This is a genomic window from Francisella salimarina (genome assembly GCF_007923265.1).
GTDB lineage: Bacteria > Pseudomonadota > Gammaproteobacteria > Francisellales > Francisellaceae > Francisella > Francisella salimarina.
Genome location: NZ_VOJA01000001.1, coordinates 288,744 through 306,015, shown reverse-complemented (window position 1 = coordinate 306,015; position 17,272 = coordinate 288,744). Strand labels below are relative to the sequence as shown.

Below are 17,272 nucleotides of genomic sequence, written 5' to 3'. Positions count from 1 at the left end.
AATATTTAGTTTGTTGTAATATCAAAAAGTTGTATTTTGATTATATTATCTTGGGTATCAGCGACGTCAATATTTGTAATATATCTATTACCTTTTAGAGTTATCTCTTTTATAGCTTTATTAAGAGGGCTAGATTTCGGTGTGAGGGTGATAGTCCAGTTTTGAGTATTACCCTCAAAATTAATATTAAAAAATTCTGATATGGTTTTTGTATCACCTTTAAATACAGACATAAAAACACTAGTGAATGTGAACACTACAGGTTGGTCTTCGCGTGTTAGAACCGTAGGAGGATTATCCATAATAGTTTGTGTAAGCTTATTTTTAGACATTTGCATTGTGGTTTTGATTGGTTGTTGCTGTTGCCATAGCAGAGATCCATCATCGGTTAGTTTAAATGTTCCTGAAGATTTTAAACTTGAGTTTAAACCTGCAATTTGTCGGATTTGTATAAATTTACCCGAGATATTAGTATCTTTGGTTAATTGCTTTTCAACTGCTTGGAAGTCTGAATTATTTGTAAGGTCTGAAGCATACAAAGGAGCCACAATAGTTAAAAAAATGCTAATAAAAGTAAATAGTCTCTTCATCTTCTAATAATCTCTTTTATTTTTTGTTGCCATTGCTGAGGTGTTACGAAACAAGTTTCTTTTTTGTTAATATCAACAGCAAGCTGAGTAGTATAACCTTGACATAACTTTATTTTAGTTAAGCTATCTAAAATAGTATAGTTTATTTTTAATCTGTTCTCGAACTCTATTAGATCGCAATAAATATCAATATCTTGTCCAAATCTTGCAGATTTAATAAATTTGGCTTTTATATCAACTATAGGCCAAGCGAAACCATCTTTCTTCATAGCTATATAATCATAGCCAATTTCTTTGAGCATACTACATCTAGCCATTTCAAAGTACTTGATATAATTACCATGCCAAACAATTTCGAGCATATCAACATCAAAAAATGGGATAGCCATTTTGTAAACATGTGTGAATAAACTATCTTTAAGCATTTACTTATTCTCCTTGATGCCAAAAATCAAAAAAATTAAACCATTGTTTTGGATATTTTTTACAATATGATTCAAGCATTTGTGCGTATTTTTGTGCATACTTTTCTAAATCTTGTTGTTTTGTTTTTCTATTTAAAATAATGCTATTTTGATCAAACTCTTTGAAAATAAAATCAAAGTTATTACGATCTTTTTTTGGACATAGCATAAAGTATGTAGGGCATTTTAGAATGCTTGCTAATATAAATGCACCTTGCGGGAAAAATGCCATATCATCTAAAAATGATAATCTAAGATTTCTCTCTGGTTTAGTTACAGAAGTTCTATCTGCAGGTATAACGATAAATTCACCATTAGCAACACGCTCATATAACTCAATTGCTAGATCTGGAGTAACATCTTGTATACATATCATATTGATCGAGTATTTAGGATTAATCTTTGTCAAAAGTTTGTTAAATGTAGGAGCTTGCTTGCTAAATACTAGAGCATTTATCTTCATACTATTATCAAAGTCTGCCAATGATCTTGCAACATCAAGATTACCAAGATGAGCAGTAAAAATAACACCACCTTTTTGTGATTTGATAGCTTGGTTCATGATTTTGCGATCTTGTACTGAGAAGTCTACATTATCTATAGTGATCTTATTACTCCAAACAGCTATTTTATCTATAACCATTTCACCAAATGCTAAAAAATGTCTGAAACTATAAAACCATAATTTTGAAGTTTTAATATTTTTATCGAGGTGTTTAATATATTTAAAAGAATATTTACGTGCACTTTTGTACAATAAAAAATAATAGATCATAACTACTGACATGATTGAGTAGGTGAGTCTACGACCTAACAAACGAAATAAAATAAAAGTAGTTCTAAGCCCGAATATACCACCGGCTTCTTTTATCTTAGTCCAATGTTTCACCTGATTTTTCTCCATAATAGTAATGGTAATCTAATAATCATACCAGTAACTAATTTTGTATGAGTCAAAGATATCCTGACATTATCTCGAAACATTCTAAAATTGGAGTAACCATCTTGAGGGTAAATTACTTTGGTATTTATATAGACTATAGGAAGACCTAGCCAGTACATTCTCACGATTACATCTATATCGAAATCCATCTTCACTGAGAAAGTTTTTTTCTGCATAAGCTTTGTATAAGCCTCTAGTGGATAGATACGAAAACCACACATTGATTCTTTGAGATCAAACGACAGAGTTTCTATTGCTACCCAAAAATTTGTAATTTTTCTACCATGAAGTCTACTTTTGGGAATACTATCATCATAGATAGGCATACCAGATATTAGTGCCTGAGGGTTTTGCTGCATTGCTTGTATAAATTTAGGGATATCGGTCGAATCATGCTGACCATCAGCATCTATTTGAAGCATATGTGTATAACCCATTTTAAAAGCTAAATTGGCACCATAACTTACAGCAACACCTTTACCTTGATTTTTATCAAGTGATTCTGTCAAAACAATATTATTAAATTCATCAGCAACTTCTCTCATAATTTGTTTAGTGTTATCTTGGCTACCATCATTTATAAGTATGATAGGTAAGTCATATCTGGCGATATTTTTGATGGTGTTACGTAGTTGCTTTCCATGGTTATAGATTGGTACTACAATACATAAATTACAATCACTACTACTCATATTTTATTTTACCCTGAGATGCTACTTGATTATTGACAGAAATTTCAAAAGTAATTGTATTGTTGTTATTTGCGATTTTTATTTCTATATCATCATTAGGTAATATAACTTTTTTGAATTTTACTTGTGGAATATTACCAAAAGAGAGTTTATTAATACCGAATATCTGGCTTGCCAAATTTATAACAAAATCAACTTGAGCAATACCCGGTAAAATGGCCTGCTCTTGGAAATGACCTTTAAAAAAATCGCACTCGTGGAGTACTTGCGCCGATACTAAAACACAGCAATCATCAATATTTTGTATATTATTTATCTTAAGATGTTTGTTCATAGTTTATTTCGCCATAAATTTTAAATAAAGTCTCCTTAATAAGCTTAAATCTTATCAAACTTATAAGCTCTAACCTATTTAATTATCATCTAATAATTCAACTAATAGCTCTAGAGTTCTTTTTCCTTGAGAGTTGGTTGGTATTTCAGTTACAAAGCGCCATTTTTTAGGTATAACTACATTTGAGTAATAGTTTAATAGATAGCTCTTTATTTGTTTAATTAAATTTTGTTTACCAAAATTTTGTAATAAGTCTTGTCCATCTTGATTTAGACATATTATTGCTGCTATATATTCACGATAGCTTTGACGCTTGATACATACACAGTCTTTTATTAAGTCATGAGCGATTAATATATTTTGCATTTGTGATATTGATAAACGATTACCAGCAATTTTGACAATCTTATCGACCCTACCTTTTAGCTCAAATTTATCGTTGTATAATGTAACGATATCTGCCATTAGTTGTTTTTCTTGCTTAAAAAAGGGAGATCTAACAACTAGTTGATCAGACTCTGTAGTAATACAAACATTATCAAAAGGTTTCCATAGTTTATCGATTAACTGTTGTCTATACGCAATAACTCCAGTTTCACTACTACCATAAGCTTCGAGAATAGGGATGTTGTAACTATTTTGAAATTTAATCGCGATATCGGCACTTAATGCACTAGCTGATGAAATGAGCAAAGAGTTAGTGATAGGACTACTGATACTACCATCAAGGTGAGAAATAATTACAGGAGTTGTTATCAAAATATTATTATCTTGAAGTAGCTTTTTGTGGATAAGTTCGGGTACAAATAGCCTTTCTGTGTGAATGATTTTTTGGTATAGCAGTGGCCATACTATAGCCCAGCTAAAGCCATACAGGTGCTGATGTGATACTGTTGTAAGCACATTGATATTCTTAAGATTAAAGCTTTGTATGACACTGTTGATCGCGAAAGACTCTTGTTCAAGATTGTCTATGGTTTTGCTATAGCTTTTATATTCACCAGTAGATCCAGATGTGAAAAATATAGTTTCACAATCTTTTAATGTATATTCATTGATGATTTTTGCTGATAAATCAAGATCATTATTAGTTATTAAAGAGTCGTAATGTTTTGCAAGCTTGGCAATTGTGCCAGGTTTGTCATTTGGTATCATTATAGTAGTTTTACCTAAAAACTGACATGCTATCCATGTGCAACAAAATAAGTACATATCATCAACTGATAATGCAACTTTGCAACTATTGCTTAGAATGATATCAAGATGATTAGCTAAAGTTTTTATATCATTTAAAAACTCTTTTGCGATAATATTATTTGAATCTTTGATAAATATGATTTCAGAAGGATTTTGTGCATAAAATTCTAGTATTGATTTAAGTGTGCTTTTCAAAATATCTCCTAACAACAATTCTAATTATAATCTCACTAAGCATCATTAATCCTATAAGGATATAACTGATAAAACCGTTATAAAGTGTCCAAAATTGTATCGAACCTAATATAATAGTGTATGTTGAAATACTGGCATTTATAGCAAAAATCACACACCAAGCTAATGTTACATACCATGTGTATTTTATTGCATAGTCTGGTAGAGGCTCTCTGCTCATACGAATTGCAAGTTTGGTAATCAGACTTTTGTCTTGGAATAATGAATAACAAAAAACACAGAAGAGGCTAATACTTACAAAGACAGGGTATAGTAGCATAACGGTGATATTATCTACAATGATGGCTATACCTGCAAGAAGTATCCCCACAATAGTAATAAGTTTCCAAGTGATGCTAGGATCTTTTTTTAAAATTAGTAATCTTAGTATAAATATTAAGGCGACAATTAAGCCAAGATACTTTATCGAGAGTGAATTTAAGCCAATATAGACTATAAATGGATATAGTATAATAATTATCAATACAAAGAATTTAAGTAGAGATTTCATTAAGTGTGTATTTAGTCTTGTGCTAGAGCTGCAATTATAGTGTCAACAACATCCCCAACAGTACGAACAGATTTAAATTCCTCAGGTTTAAACTTGCGACCTGTGAAGTTTTGCAGTTGTACTACTAAATCAACAGCATCAATACTATCTAAATCAAGATCTTCGTATAGTGTTGAATCTAGAGTGACATCATCCTTATCTATTTCAAAAAGATTATTAAGAATATCCTGTAATTGTGCGAAAATTTGTTCTTTAGAAAAGCTCATCAGTATATCCTTAAGATTTATTTTCTTCTACAAATTTAGCCAAAGATGCCACAGATTCAAAGTGTTTTTTGACATCTTCATCAGCAACTTCAAGACTTATATTATAGCGTTTTTTTAACGCAACCCCTATCTCTAAAGCATCTATTGAATCTAGTCCTAAACCCTCTCCAAAAAGTGCTTCATCAGCATCTATTTCATCAGCTGTAATATCTTCAAGATTTAAGACCTCGATGATCATTTCTTTTATTTCTTGTTGCATGTTTTTAAAGTACCTATTTTATAAAAAATCTAATTTAGTAGAGAGATTATACTGTAAAAATTTAGTTAGCCTACGAGCAGCTAGAGATGGTATCCCATCTGCCTCATCAATAAAATCTTGAGGATTAACCTTATCTCCAACAACTACTCTAAACAACGGCGTTGTTTCGGCAATGTTATACCATTTGGTATTTTTTGTCAAAGTAACAGGAGAGCATGAAATATGTATCATTCTTATAGGAGCATTTGTTCTAATTGCTAGTTGCGCGGCACCTCGTTTTAGTTTTGGTAACTGGTTGGGACTAGTTCTGGTACCTTCTGGAAACATTAACAAATTTCTACCTTCTGCAAATATTTCATTTAAGCGTGAGAATGTTTGGTCAGGATTGATATTTGGAATATATCCAGCTGTTTCTATTACATGCTTATAATATGGGTTTTCCCATAAGCTTTGTTTGACAATATTATCGCAAAGCTTGAGTCTAGACACTATTGCAACATAGTCGATTAAAGTAGGATGATTAGCTATGAAAATACAACCTTTATCTTGATATAGTTTTTCAATACCTTCAAACTCAAATCGAATAATTCTAAAATGATGAATAATTCCAATAAAAATCTTAAAACCAATGTTTATAGTGTGTTGAGCATGTACTGTGCGAGCACTTTTATCTTTTATAAATATTCTAACTAGAGGGAAGTATATATAGCCTAATATAGCTCCAAAAAAGCTAAATAAAAAGAAACATATTCCTGTAGCAATTCTGCGATAAAACCTATTTAAGTATTTATACATAATTACATCTTCTCTATAGATATACTCTTCAAAAATAATGGATTAAGTTCATTACAAGCATACCAGTTTGCAAAAATAATTGCAGATGGGAGTCGATTAAATTTTTGTAATAATGTTATGTTGTTATTAATCTCTAATTTTAAGCCTATACTTGACTGTGATAGTGGTTCTCTTGATATGACAAAACTAATTCCATAAGCAAGATTATCTGAGATATTGAGTTTATCAAAGATTTCTGGCACATTATCATCATAACAAGTAAACAAAACATTATCATAGTCTTGTAACTGTGTGATAGCGTCAATTAAACCCATTTCAAAAGTCTCGGTACCAGCAGCTATTGAGTTAAAAGGTATTTTTAGTTTTTGTTGGATTGATAGAAGTCCAGAAGGAGTGTTATGCACAGATTGAGAAAATGCGTTTGGTGAAAGGATTTCTTGATTAGAAATATCTTTAAATATAGATAATGTATTTGCTAGTTCACCATGTTGAGATCCAAATACTACGGCATCTATTTTATATTTATGGAGTTGAGGTATGGATACTGAAAGAGCGATTTTGCTAGATTTACTACATCTTCTTCTCATAGCGGCAGCTATGAGGCTAGTATCGATGTTGACGTCCTGTTTTATCATTTCAAGGTATGATATATCTTTAAAACTTGATATGTCGTTTTTTCCTTGAGCTATGGCTAAAACCGAATCTATATAAAATCTCATCCAATATGCTATTTTATTGTCTTTACTAGAATCTATCATATTGAAGTAAAAAAATGTATATCTATAACATTTTTAAGTATTAAATACAGTTAACATACACTTAATTGTATTTAAACTAATCGTAATTGTATTTATACTTACAGGAAGTTATTAAAAATTATACAGAATATGAGTGGCAATGAAATTTATCTGAATTCACTAGGTATAATCAATTGTTTAGGTGATTCTAAACAAGCTGTTTTGCAATCATTGCTTAGTAATCAAACTGGCTTGGTAACTGATAAGAATCTATTGTCGGGTCGCAAGACAATGGTAGGGCAAGTAAATGATAATATACTTCCAGAAATTCCTCACCGATTAAAAGAATTTGATTGTCGTAATAACCAAATGGCTCTTCATGCCTGTATGCAAATAAATCATGATATAAGTCGAGTTATAGATAAATATGGAGCTGATAGAGTGGCTGTGGTTTGCGGTACTAGTACATCAGGTATAGATAATGGTGAACGAGCTTTAACTAAAAAGTTTATATCAGGTCAATTCCCCAAAGAATTTAGCTACAAGCAAGAAGAAACCGCAGGTCTTAGTGAATTTTTGAGGGAGTATTATAATCTTGAAAATATTGCTTATACTATATCAACAGCTTGTTCATCAAGTGGTAAAGCATTTGCCTCAGCTGCTAGATTATTAAAACAGAATTTGTGTGATGCAGTTATTGTTGTAGGTTGCGATACTCTTTGTGAATTAACATTAAATGGCTTTGATTGTTTAGATGCGATATCTCAGAACTTGTGTTTACCTTTTCATAATCAAAGAGATGGTATAAATATCGGTGAAGGCGCTGCAGCATTTATTATGTCTAGAGATTGCTCAGAAATAGTACTTTTAGGTGTTGGGGAATCATCAGATGGTTATCATATTACAGCACCAGATCCTAGTGGTGAAGGTGCTAAATTAGCTATGATACAGGCATTGAGCTCTGCAAATCTAGCTCCTGATGATATCGGTTATCTAAATTTGCATGGTACAGCAACTATACTGAATGATAATATGGAAAGTAATGCAGTAAAAGATATATTTAAAGCACCTGTTGCGTGCAGCTCTACTAAATCATTGACAGGTCATACTCTAGGTGCAGCGGCAGCTACAGAGGTAGGGATGTGTTGGCTATTATTATCAGATAATTACAATCCTAACAAAAAACTACCAATGCAATACGATTCAGATAAGGATATTATTTCTGATATTGGTATAATAACTAGTGATATTCGATACCACAAGCCAAATTTCATGAGTAACTCGTTTGCTTTTGGCGGTAATAACGTAAGTGTAATTATAGGAAAGAAATAGATGCATAATATTGGCGATTTGATACCGCATGAACTACCTATGAGACTCGTTGATGAGTTTATCGCTTTTGAAGACAATACAGTACACTGTAGAACCATTGTGACTGATGGCAATATATTCTTCGATAAGCAATTAGATGGTATACCACACTGGGTAGCGGTTGAAATCATGGCTCAAACGGCTGCTTCCTATGGTAGAGCTAGTAAGCTTGCTACATCTGACGCTAGTACCAATGAACCTCCAGTAGCATTTTTACTCAGTGTGAGAGGTTACAAGACAGATGTTAAAAGATATAAAACTGGTAGTGTTTTAGATATATTTGCTGAATGTATTATTCTTGATAAAGGGACAGGGGTATTTAGTTGCAAAGTATTGTTGGGTCAACAAGAAGTTGCATCACTTACGATCAATGCCTATCAGCCACAAAGTTTTGGAGATGTAAAAAAAGTTATTAGTAGAGAAATATAAAATATGAAAAGAATATTAGTCACAGGTGCGAGTAAAGGAATCGGTAAGGCTATAGCACTAAAACTTGCGGCTGAAAATAGGCATATAACTATACACTATAATACGGACAAAGTTGGTGCTGAAAACGTTCGTGATAGTATTCTTGATAAGGGTTTTCAAGCAGATATTATAAGTTTTGATATCTCTAATAATCAGCAGACAGAACAAGCTATTGGCGAGTATATCGAAAATCATGGTGCATTTTATGGAGTGATTAATAATGCCGGTCTTTGTAGGGATACTGCATTTCCAGCAATGACAAAAGATGATTGGTCAAGAGTTATAGATACTAATCTGGATGGTTTTTATAATGTTTTAAAGCCTTGTATTATGCCAATGATACAGCTTAGAAAAGGTGGCAGGATTATTACTATGGCTTCTGTATCTGGTATCGTGGGTAATAGAGGACAGGTCAACTATAGTGCTGCAAAAGCTGGTATTATTGGAGCCACAAAAGCTTTGGCTGTAGAGTTAGCGAAAAGAAAAATTACAGTTAATTGCATAGCACCAGGTTTGATAGATACAGAAATGACTGATGATATTGAGCATTATGATGAGATCATTAAGCATATACCAATGAAAAGGGCAGGTAGTGTGGATGAGGTAGCAAGCTTAGCAGAGTATCTGATGTCGGATGCTGCAGCTTATATAACAAGACAAGTAATTTCTATTAATGGAGGACTTGCTTAATGCATAGAGTTGTTGTTACTGGTATGTCAGGCGTTACAGCTCTTGGTAGTGATGCTGATACTATTTTTGAGTCACTATTAGCTGGAAAAGTCGCAACTAAGAGAATGCCTTGGGATGATATTCAAGGTCTTAACACTAAGCTTGCTGCTCCTGTAACAGATTTTAAAATGCCAAATTATCCTCGTAAAAAAATACGTGGTATGGGTATGGTGTCAAAGTTAGCAACCGTAGCAACCTCGCAAGCATTAGCGGATGCTGGTTTACTTGATAAGACAGATATATTAACTAGTGGTAGAACAGGTGTTGCTTATGGATCATGCTCTGGCAGTCCACAACCATTAGCTGATCTTTTGATGATTCTTACTGACAAAAAAATTGGCAATGTTAATGCAACAACTTATATCAAGGGTATGAGTCATACTTGTGCAGTTAATGTAGCTTTGTTTTTTGGGTTGACTGGTAGATTGATTCCGACATCTAGTGCATGTACCTCAAGTAGTCAAGCTATAGGATATGCTTATGAAGCTATTAAATATGGTATGCAGGATGTGATGGTTGCTGGTGGCGCAGAAGAGCTTTGTGTAAGTCAGGTTGCAATATTTGACACATTATTCGCGACAAGTCAGATGAATGATACGCCAAGTCTTGCACCTAAACCTTTTGATAGAGATAGAGATGGCTTAGTTATAGGAGAGGGAAGTGCTACTTTGATATTAGAGTCATTAGAGCATGCTCAACAGCGTGGAGCAAAAATTTATGCAGAAGTTATTGGGTATGGTACGAACTGTGATGCTGAGCATGTTACGCAGCCAACAGCCGAAAAAATGCAGATTGCTCTCAAACTTGCTTTAGAAGATGCACAGATAACACCAGATATGATAGGTTATGTCAATGCTCATGGTACATCAACAGAGGTTGGCGATATAGCCGAGAGTATTGCCACGCGTGAGGTTTTTGCTAGGGATATTAGCATCAGTTCATTAAAGGGCTATTTTGGTCATACATTAGGTGCTAGTGGCTCGCTTGAAGCATGGCTAACTATAGAGATGATGAATAGAGGTGTATTTATCCCAAATATAAATTTACAAAATGTAGATCCAAGGTGTGCTAGCTTAGACTACCTTGTAGATAAACAAAATATAGAGACTGAGTATGTGATGACTAATAACTTTGCTTTTGGTGGGGTTAATACATCTTTGATTTTTAAAAAATTTTAGAATAAAGATTATACTTTAGTCACAAAATTGATATGATATTTAACACAATTTTCTGAAAAGTTATAGGATACATAATATGAAAAAGATGTTACTTTCATTGGTTGCTGCAGGCTGTTTTGTTTTACCTTTATCTGTTTATGCTTCGGATGATATTCATGATGTGAGTATCAAGAATGCTATGGAAGTAATGCCTGAAAAAGTCAAAAATAAACTTGGCGATTTTAAGTTTTATTTTGGTAAAGATTCTAAGCCATTTGATTATTCAGCTGAAGGAACAATATATACTAGCAAAAGGACTAATGGTGTCTTTAAAAATTATCAGAAGTCTTGTAATTGGGCTTTTTATTCAGCATTAATTGATCTAAAAGAGCAATCACAAGCTGCCGGTGGCAAAGGTATTGCAGATATCGAATCTAACTGGAAAAATAATCCTACATCAAGTAAAGATACTTATGTTTGTGGCGAGGGTCTCTTAATGTCTGGAGTTGCATTAAAAGGAGTTGTTATCAAATAGTATTTTAACAGCATAACCTTGATAATGCTTTAATTCCTTGTCTAGGATTTCTCACAAAGGGGTTATTTTTATCCCAAGCATATCCCGCTAAGATTGATACGATTTGTTCTTTTATGTTTTTGGTGCTATTTTTATGAAATATTATATCCTGCAAGCTACCTTCATACCAAGCGCTAACAAATTCTCTAAAAGTATTTATACCTATATATAACTCATCAACAAATTCTTTTTGCCAATCTACATCTATACCCCTTAGATGTCTATCAAGAGCATTTGCTGCTAAGGATGCTGATTTAACAGCAATGGTTATACCTGATGAAAATACAGGGTCTAAAAATTCAGCGGCATTACCAAGCAATGCAAATCTTTCGCCATAAAGTTTAGAAACATTTGATGAGTAACCTTTGATAGTTTGAACATCAGATCTAAGTATTGAGGCAGATGTTAAGTTTGCTAAATATGGCATTTGCTTTATAAAGCAATCTAGATTCTGCATATTGGTATTGTTATCAATGAAGTTCTCTGGCTTTGCAACTACTCCAATGGATGATGTTCCATCAGCAAAAGGTATTAGCCAGTACCAAATATCTCTATGTTCTGGATGAACGCTTATAAGAATTTTATCGCGATCAAAACTTCCAGCAACAATATTATCCTCTATATGACAAAAATATGATTGTCGCATTGGAAAGCTAGAAGGTTTCTCAAGATTAAGTAATTTTGGTAGCACTCTCCCAAAACCACTAGCGTCAAGTACAAAATTAGCTTCTAATTTATACTGTTTTTGAGTTTCAAGATTTCTGACAGTCAGAGTGATACTATCTCTCTCTTCAGCTACATGGATAACTTCAGTATTATAAAATATTTTTGCACCTAGACCTTGAGCCTTATCAGCCAAAGCTTTGTCGAAGATCCCTCGTTTAACCTGAAAAGTATCACCATAACCAGCGGTGAACTTTTGATTAAAATCTATAGAAATAGAGTCAATATTATTATTAAAAGCAGCTCCATTTTTATGCTGAAATATTGCTTGTTGTTTAATTACATCAAGCATATCAGCTTCTTCAAAATACTGCATTGATTGAGGTAAGAGACTTTCACCTATTGAAAATCTTGGGAATATTTGTCTTTCAATGATAATTACATCATAACCTTTTTTGACTAGTATTGCTGCTGCAACCGAGCCGGATGGACCAGCGCCAATTATTGCAACCGTAGCCTTCAAATTATTATTGAGCATGCAAGCCTTAAACTTAGATTTACATCTGAATTTTAGCACTATTGATTATTATTAGATACTTTCATTGTACATTTTAGTCATAGTTTATGTACAAGATAAATACTGAGAAGGATGAGATATTTTTATTTTCTGACCTGACAACTTGAGCAGCCAGTTAAGTTTGCTACAAATTTGATTCTGGTTGATAAATATCTCATTATGGCAATTACAATACCTAACCCAACTATGGCAATTGCTGTATACACGATAGATTTAACTGGTGTATTAAGTATATTGCCTAGCTGATATACTACAACTGCAGAAGTATATGCCATTGCCGAGCTCCATATAATAGATAAAATAGCCCATCCTCTGGTAGATTCTCTAACTGTGGCACCAATTACAGATATACAAGGTATATATAATAGTACGAATAGTAAATATGAAAATGCAGCTAGCCCAGAACTAAATTTACTTGTCATATTACCCATAGCAGAGCTACTCATATTAGCATCTGCCTCGTTACTTGTGATTGGGTTAAGATCCATATTGAAAAGGTTATCCCAAGTACTATATATAGCGTCTTTAAAGTTATCTGTAATACTGTAACTATCTGGAATACCCTGACTATCATCTTGTGTATAAAGAGTATTTAAAGTACCTACAACAACCTCTTTTGCAAGCACCCCAGTCATTAAACCAACAGTAGCTTGCCAGTTATCATTATTAACTCCCATAGGTGCAAATATTGGAGTTATCTCTTTACCTGCATAGCTAAGAGCAGATTCGTTTTTAGTTACATTGATGCTATTTAGGCTTCCGATGATAACTGCTATTGGTACTATAACTTTACCTGCTTTAAGTAGGAATGATTTTAGACGATTCCAACTGTAGAGCATAATTGTACTAAAGTGAGGTAAGTGATATTTTGGTATATCTAATACAAAAGGAGTTGCTTCATTTTTTAGGAATGTAAATTTAATAACATATCCTGTCAAAATTGCTGCAATAATTCCTAGTAAATAAAGTAAAAATATTACTGAAGCACCGTGGTCAGGAAAAAATGCTGTTGCAAATACTGAGAAGATAGCAAGTCTAGCGCCACATGACATAAATGGTGACATCATGATTGTCATTAAACGATCTTCTCGAGTTTCTAGAGTTCTTGAGGCCATAATTGAAGCAACATTGCATCCAAAGCCAACAATCATAGGTACAAAAGCTTTACCAGAAAGTCCTATAGATTGCATAAATCTATCAATGACAAAAGCAGCTCTTGACATATATCCAGAGTCTTCAAGTAGAGATAAGAATATAAATAGGAAGCCAATTTGAGGGATGAATGCAAGTACTGTGTTAATACCTGTACCAAAGCCTTGGGATAATATCATAGTCAATTGTTCAGGTAGACCAATCATATTCGAGTAATATGCAACACCATCAATAAATACTGAAGCTGTAAAATCATCAAACAAAGGCTGTACTGCAGAACCAAATGTTATTGAGAAAAAGAACATTAGGTACATCATCATTAGGAACACAGGTATCCCTAAAAAACGGTTCATACATACAGAGTCCAATACTTGTGTTATGCTTCTACTGGATTTTGAAGCTGTATAGCTAACCGTGTTTTTAAGGATATCATCTACTATGCCATAGCGAGTTTCTGGTATTTTGTGTCCAGATTTAGCTATTAATTCTGAGTGCTCTGAAAGTAGTGCTTCAATATCAATATCTTGATTATCCTGTTCAAGTTGGATAGTTCGACCCTCATAAAGCTCTCCAGCTAGCCATAAGTTTGCTGTATCTGATTGACGTAGTTCTTGAAGTTGATTATCTAATCTCAATATCTCTTTAGGATAGTGAGATTTTAAGTCATAGTGTGAGGCCGACTGTGGTTTAGTGAGAGCGTTTTTAAGTTCATTTATTCCAACACCTTTTGAACCAATTACTGGAAAAACATTTATTCCCAAGAGTTTAGATAATTTGTCAAAATCAATTATAGTTCCACTTTTATTAGCGACATCTACCATGTTTACAGCTAGTATTATTGGAACATTTAGCTCTAGTAGTTGTATGGTTAGATACATACTTCTTTCAAGATTAGATGCATCTAAAACATTTATTATTGCATCCGGTTTCTCTTGTATAACATAGTTGAAAGCTATTTGTTCATCAATAGAGCTACTATCGGATGCTGATAGGCTGTATATACCGGGTATATCAACTATTTCAACTTGTTGATCATCAACTTTAAAATAACCAACTTTTTTATCTACTGTAACGCCAGACCAGTTACCTACCTTTTGATTAAGTCCTGTCAGTACATTGAAGATTGTTGTTTTACCACAGTTTGGATTACCAACTAAGGCATATCTCATGATTTGATCTCCTCTAGATCTAATAGGTCTAGTTCTTTTACACGTATGGAAATATCAGCATTTCTTACACTGACTTGGCATGGACCACCAAAAATAGCTTTACGTTTTATTTCTAGAGTTTTACCAGGTAATAAACCTAAGGATAAAAGTCTGTTTTTATAGGCGACTGGACAGCTCTGGAGGTACCCTTTGATTAAATATTTAGTATTAGTCTTATATTTTGACATTTACCTATTCCATAAATGATAATTATTATCAGTATCGGTGAATTGTAATTCATATCCCATTTTTTTTCAATATTTTTTGATTATTACTTAGGTGCTACCACTATTTCCATCTCAAAAGTTTTTATAAGAGTAGTAATTATTATTTGTGCTGAAATTTTAGTAGTAATATATGTTTTAAGTAGGATTGTGTAATGTATAACTCAAATTGTTGTCCTGATTTGGCACACCCAGAGGGACTCGAACCCCCGCATTCGCCTCCGGAGGGCGACGCTCTATCCAGTTAAGCTATGGGTGCTATATCTAATTATGTATAAAACCGAAGTAAATCTTATCGAAAATATAATTATACACAAAAGCATATACAAGATAAAAAATAACAAAGCCAATATCAACAATAACTGCTTCTATTAGCCCCATATCTAGCATATATGCAACAAGAGGGATAGTAACAATTAAAAGACCAGCTTCAAAGAGAATGGCATGCAACACTCTTATAATAACTCCTCTTTTTGAGCGACACCCGCCTGTTTTATTCTCGACGATGTCAAAAATATAGTTATATACAAGATTCCATAGCATGGCTATTATTGATACTATGATAGCTAGTCCTGCGATATGAAACATATCTTTGTGTAGGACAAACATGGCAAATGGGGTGAAAATCACTATTCCAAAAAATTCAAAGCCTATTGTGTGAACTAAACGGGCAGTGAAGCTCATACTTTTATTGTTCAAAGTTATACCTCATGTTTTGTTGTTAATACTATATATTTAATTATGCTAAGTTATTTATGATATTTGCTAATTTGAGAGATTGATCCCAATCAATAGCATGTCCGGATTTATTTAGATAAATTGTACTTACTATAGATTTATTTTTTACTAAAGATATGGTTTTTTGAATACTATCAATATGCTCTATTTGATCATTATTTGATAAGAATATTACAGTAGGTATATCAATATTAACAAAATTATTAATAGCATCCTTATTTGAAACCCATTCGTTTCGAGCTATTTTCTGTTTCGCATAAACTTCTGGAGTAGGAAATAAAGTGCTTATATCAGAGTTTATGAATCTAGATTTTTCAGTGGTTAGATCTTTAGGAGAGTATTTATATAAATTATTGTTAAATACATAATTATAGATATCGTCATTACTATTGAATTTAGGAGTTTTTTTAAACTTTGTAGAGTTGTCATTAGCATTTGTTGGCAAAGGTGGAGATATTAAAAAGATTTTTTTAAATGATTTATTTTTATCAAAAGCTGTTTGTAGGGCAATTGTAGTTCCCATTGACCAACCTAATAGATACGTATTTTTCAAATTTAGTTTCTTGATGAAGGAGTTAGTATCATTTGCTAGATCATAGATGGAATAGTTTACATTTGAATTATCTTGACTTGTATTTACACCACGATAATCAAGAATATATAAGTTATACTTTTGCGAGAGTATATCTATAAAATCTTTTGGCCAAAAGTTAGCAGTAGTACCAATACCAGTTAACATAATAAGATTTAAGTTGCTCTTGGAATTGTTAACTTGATAATAATGAACCTTATTTTTGTTTATCATTATTTCTTTACTTTGGATATCTAAAGCAAAAATACTTGTTGTAATAGTAATAAGGAATATGGCCAGTACTATTTTCTTCATCTTTTTGGTGTATTTGATTTTTATCAAGGAGATTCTAACAAAAAAAATACAAAAAAATCTTGAAAATGACTTTTTTGGCTCAATATCTAGTCATGCAAGAACTTAGAATAGGAAAATTTCTAAGCTGCACAAAAATTAAAAAATTTTTGAAAACACAAAATAGCAATAATTAACAAAGGAGTAAGATTGTTATGAACATTCGTCCATTACAAGACAGAGTATTAGTACGTCGTGCAGAAGAAGAAACAAAGTCTGCAGGTGGGATTATCTTAACTGGTAGTGCTCAAGAAAAGCCAAGTGAGGGTGAAGTTGTAGCTGTTGGGAATGGTAAGAAATTAGACAATGGTTCTACTCAACCTATGGATGTGAAAGTAGGCGATAAAGTACTATTTGGTAAATACTCAGGTAGTGAGGTAAAAGTAAATGATGAGACTCTTCTTATGATGAGAGAAGACGACATTATGGGTATTATCGGATAATTAAAAAGAATCTTAGAAATTTCA

At 32.7% G+C, this 17,272-nt stretch carries 22 protein-coding genes and 1 tRNA gene; 6 read left to right on the top strand and 17 right to left on the bottom strand.

Features of this window, described 5'->3' with window-relative positions:
* Positions 1-5: 5 nt before the first annotated feature.
* From FQ699_RS01470 to FQ699_RS01420, 11 genes are all read right to left on the bottom strand, one after another.
* Positions 6-590: a LolA family protein gene (locus FQ699_RS01470; RefSeq protein WP_146420821.1), complete on the bottom strand. Its 585-nt coding sequence runs from the start codon at positions 588-590 to the stop codon at positions 6-8.
* Complete coding sequence (locus FQ699_RS01465; RefSeq protein WP_146420820.1) at positions 587-1,015, bottom strand: acyl-CoA thioesterase; 429 nt, start codon at positions 1,013-1,015, stop codon at positions 587-589. Before FQ699_RS01465 ends, FQ699_RS01470 begins: the two co-directional genes overlap by 4 nt.
* A gap of 4 nt (positions 1,016-1,019) precedes the next feature.
* Complete coding sequence (locus tag FQ699_RS01460; RefSeq protein WP_224728111.1) at positions 1,020-1,943, bottom strand: lysophospholipid acyltransferase family protein; 924 nt, start codon at positions 1,941-1,943, stop codon at positions 1,020-1,022.
* On the bottom strand, positions 1,940-2,689 hold the full coding sequence (locus FQ699_RS01455; RefSeq protein WP_146420819.1) for a glycosyltransferase family 2 protein: 750 nt from the start codon (positions 2,687-2,689) through the stop codon (positions 1,940-1,942). Before FQ699_RS01455 ends, FQ699_RS01460 begins: the two co-directional genes overlap by 4 nt.
* Positions 2,682-3,023: an ApeI family dehydratase gene (locus FQ699_RS01450; protein ID WP_042523998.1), complete on the bottom strand. Its 342-nt coding sequence runs from the start codon at positions 3,021-3,023 to the stop codon at positions 2,682-2,684. Before FQ699_RS01450 ends, FQ699_RS01455 begins: the two co-directional genes overlap by 8 nt.
* A gap of 78 nt (positions 3,024-3,101) precedes the next feature.
* Positions 3,102-4,415, bottom strand: a complete 1,314-nt coding sequence (locus tag FQ699_RS01445) for an AMP-binding protein (RefSeq protein ID WP_146420818.1) — start codon at positions 4,413-4,415, stop codon at positions 3,102-3,104.
* Complete coding sequence (locus tag FQ699_RS01440; RefSeq protein ID WP_146420817.1) at positions 4,399-4,965, bottom strand: COG4648 family protein; 567 nt, start codon at positions 4,963-4,965, stop codon at positions 4,399-4,401. Before FQ699_RS01440 ends, FQ699_RS01445 begins: the two co-directional genes overlap by 17 nt.
* Positions 4,966-4,976: 11 nt before the next feature.
* Positions 4,977-5,231: an acyl carrier protein gene (locus tag FQ699_RS01435; protein ID WP_012280472.1), complete on the bottom strand. Its 255-nt coding sequence runs from the start codon at positions 5,229-5,231 to the stop codon at positions 4,977-4,979.
* A 10-nt stretch (positions 5,232-5,241) separates the two neighbouring features.
* Positions 5,242-5,490 carry a phosphopantetheine-binding protein gene (locus tag FQ699_RS01430; protein ID WP_013922452.1) on the bottom strand — a complete coding sequence of 83 codons (249 nt, stop codon included), beginning with the start codon at positions 5,488-5,490 and terminating at the stop codon, positions 5,242-5,244.
* A gap of 18 nt (positions 5,491-5,508) precedes the next feature.
* Positions 5,509-6,285, bottom strand: coding sequence for a lysophospholipid acyltransferase family protein (locus FQ699_RS01425; protein WP_146420816.1), 777 nt, complete (start codon positions 6,283-6,285; stop codon positions 5,509-5,511).
* 2 nt (positions 6,286-6,287) lie between these two features.
* Positions 6,288-7,004 (bottom strand): beta-ketoacyl synthase chain length factor, encoded by a 717-nt coding sequence (locus FQ699_RS01420; RefSeq protein ID WP_146420815.1) that lies wholly within the window; start codon positions 7,002-7,004, stop codon positions 6,288-6,290.
* Between the two features lie 168 nt (positions 7,005-7,172).
* Between FQ699_RS01420 and FQ699_RS01415 the strand changes: the two genes are divergently transcribed.
* The 5 genes from FQ699_RS01415 (at position 7,173) to FQ699_RS01395 (ending at position 11,282) form a co-directional block, all read left to right on the top strand.
* Positions 7,173-8,354 carry a beta-ketoacyl-ACP synthase gene (locus FQ699_RS01415; protein WP_146420814.1) on the top strand — a complete coding sequence of 394 codons (1,182 nt, stop codon included), beginning with the start codon at positions 7,173-7,175 and terminating at the stop codon, positions 8,352-8,354.
* On the top strand, positions 8,355-8,822 hold the full coding sequence (locus FQ699_RS01410) for an ApeP family dehydratase (protein ID WP_146420813.1): 468 nt from the start codon (positions 8,355-8,357) through the stop codon (positions 8,820-8,822).
* A gap of 3 nt (positions 8,823-8,825) precedes the next feature.
* Positions 8,826-9,551, top strand: a complete 726-nt coding sequence (gene fabG, locus FQ699_RS01405) for a 3-oxoacyl-ACP reductase FabG (RefSeq protein WP_012280477.1) — start codon at positions 8,826-8,828, stop codon at positions 9,549-9,551.
* Positions 9,551-10,768 (top strand): beta-ketoacyl-ACP synthase, encoded by a 1,218-nt coding sequence (locus tag FQ699_RS01400; RefSeq protein ID WP_146420812.1) that lies wholly within the window; start codon positions 9,551-9,553, stop codon positions 10,766-10,768. Before fabG ends, FQ699_RS01400 begins: the two co-directional genes overlap by 1 nt.
* 76 nt (positions 10,769-10,844) lie before the next feature.
* Entirely contained in the window at positions 10,845-11,282 is a 438-nt protein-coding gene (locus FQ699_RS01395; protein ID WP_146420811.1) for an excinuclease, read from the top strand.
* A gap of 4 nt (positions 11,283-11,286) precedes the next feature.
* Here FQ699_RS01395 and FQ699_RS01390 read toward each other — a convergent pair whose 3' ends face one another.
* The 6 genes from FQ699_RS01390 to FQ699_RS01365 form a co-directional block, all read right to left on the bottom strand.
* Positions 11,287-12,522 (bottom strand): NAD(P)/FAD-dependent oxidoreductase, encoded by a 1,236-nt coding sequence (locus tag FQ699_RS01390; RefSeq protein WP_146420810.1) that lies wholly within the window; start codon positions 12,520-12,522, stop codon positions 11,287-11,289.
* Positions 12,523-12,644: 122 nt separating this feature from the next.
* On the bottom strand, positions 12,645-14,882 hold the full coding sequence (gene feoB / locus FQ699_RS01385; RefSeq protein ID WP_146420809.1) for a Fe(2+) transporter permease subunit FeoB: 2,238 nt from the start codon (positions 14,880-14,882) through the stop codon (positions 12,645-12,647).
* Positions 14,879-15,109 carry a FeoA domain-containing protein gene (locus FQ699_RS01380; RefSeq protein WP_041263635.1) on the bottom strand — a complete coding sequence of 77 codons (231 nt, stop codon included), beginning with the start codon at positions 15,107-15,109 and terminating at the stop codon, positions 14,879-14,881. The genes feoB and FQ699_RS01380 overlap by 4 nt, the downstream gene beginning before the upstream one ends.
* A 219-nt stretch (positions 15,110-15,328) precedes the next feature.
* Positions 15,329-15,404 (bottom strand) — tRNA-Arg (locus tag FQ699_RS01375).
* Between the two features lie 5 nt (positions 15,405-15,409).
* A complete protein-coding gene (locus FQ699_RS01370) occupies positions 15,410-15,844 on the bottom strand; it encodes a PACE efflux transporter (RefSeq protein ID WP_041263637.1) in 435 nt (144 codons plus the stop codon).
* Positions 15,845-15,884: 40 nt separating this feature from the next.
* On the bottom strand, positions 15,885-16,769 hold the full coding sequence (locus FQ699_RS01365) for an alpha/beta fold hydrolase (protein ID WP_146420808.1): 885 nt from the start codon (positions 16,767-16,769) through the stop codon (positions 15,885-15,887).
* 191 nt (positions 16,770-16,960) lie between these two features.
* Between FQ699_RS01365 and FQ699_RS01360 the strand changes: the two genes are divergently transcribed.
* Entirely contained in the window at positions 16,961-17,248 is a 288-nt protein-coding gene (locus tag FQ699_RS01360) for a co-chaperone GroES (protein ID WP_013922465.1), read from the top strand.
* Positions 17,249-17,272 lie beyond the last annotated feature (24 nt).

What these genes read in the sequence shown, in the direction of transcription:
- FQ699_RS01470 (WP_146420821.1), bottom strand. Translation starts at nt 590, where the DNA reads ATGAAGAGACTATTTACTTTTATTAGCATTTTTTTAACTATTGTGGCT.
- FQ699_RS01465 (WP_146420820.1), bottom strand. Translation starts at nt 1,015, where the DNA reads ATGCTTAAAGATAGTTTATTCACACATGTTTACAAAATGGCTATCCCA.
- FQ699_RS01455 (WP_146420819.1), bottom strand. Translation starts at nt 2,689, where the DNA reads ATGAGTAGTAGTGATTGTAATTTATGTATTGTAGTACCAATCTATAAC.
- FQ699_RS01450 (WP_042523998.1), bottom strand. Translation starts at nt 3,023, where the DNA reads ATGAACAAACATCTTAAGATAAATAATATACAAAATATTGATGATTGC.
- FQ699_RS01440 (WP_146420817.1), bottom strand. Translation starts at nt 4,965, where the DNA reads ATGAAATCTCTACTTAAATTCTTTGTATTGATAATTATTATACTATAT.
- FQ699_RS01435 (WP_012280472.1), bottom strand. Translation starts at nt 5,231, where the DNA reads ATGAGCTTTTCTAAAGAACAAATTTTCGCACAATTACAGGATATTCTT.
- FQ699_RS01430 (WP_013922452.1), bottom strand. Translation starts at nt 5,490, where the DNA reads ATGCAACAAGAAATAAAAGAAATGATCATCGAGGTCTTAAATCTTGAA.
- FQ699_RS01425 (WP_146420816.1), bottom strand. Translation starts at nt 6,285, where the DNA reads ATGTATAAATACTTAAATAGGTTTTATCGCAGAATTGCTACAGGAATA.
- FQ699_RS01420 (WP_146420815.1), bottom strand. Translation starts at nt 7,004, where the DNA reads ATGAGATTTTATATAGATTCGGTTTTAGCCATAGCTCAAGGAAAAAAC.
- FQ699_RS01415 (WP_146420814.1), top strand. Translation starts at nt 7,173, where the DNA reads ATGAGTGGCAATGAAATTTATCTGAATTCACTAGGTATAATCAATTGT.
- FQ699_RS01410 (WP_146420813.1), top strand. Translation starts at nt 8,355, where the DNA reads ATGCATAATATTGGCGATTTGATACCGCATGAACTACCTATGAGACTC.
- fabG (WP_012280477.1), top strand. Translation starts at nt 8,826, where the DNA reads ATGAAAAGAATATTAGTCACAGGTGCGAGTAAAGGAATCGGTAAGGCT.
- FQ699_RS01400 (WP_146420812.1), top strand. Translation starts at nt 9,551, where the DNA reads ATGCATAGAGTTGTTGTTACTGGTATGTCAGGCGTTACAGCTCTTGGT.
- FQ699_RS01395 (WP_146420811.1), top strand. Translation starts at nt 10,845, where the DNA reads ATGAAAAAGATGTTACTTTCATTGGTTGCTGCAGGCTGTTTTGTTTTA.
- FQ699_RS01390 (WP_146420810.1), bottom strand. Translation starts at nt 12,522, where the DNA reads ATGCTCAATAATAATTTGAAGGCTACGGTTGCAATAATTGGCGCTGGT.
- feoB (WP_146420809.1), bottom strand. Translation starts at nt 14,882, where the DNA reads ATGAGATATGCCTTAGTTGGTAATCCAAACTGTGGTAAAACAACAATC.
- FQ699_RS01380 (WP_041263635.1), bottom strand. Translation starts at nt 15,109, where the DNA reads ATGTCAAAATATAAGACTAATACTAAATATTTAATCAAAGGGTACCTC.
- FQ699_RS01365 (WP_146420808.1), bottom strand. Translation starts at nt 16,769, where the DNA reads ATGAAGAAAATAGTACTGGCCATATTCCTTATTACTATTACAACAAGT.
- FQ699_RS01360 (WP_013922465.1), top strand. Translation starts at nt 16,961, where the DNA reads ATGAACATTCGTCCATTACAAGACAGAGTATTAGTACGTCGTGCAGAA.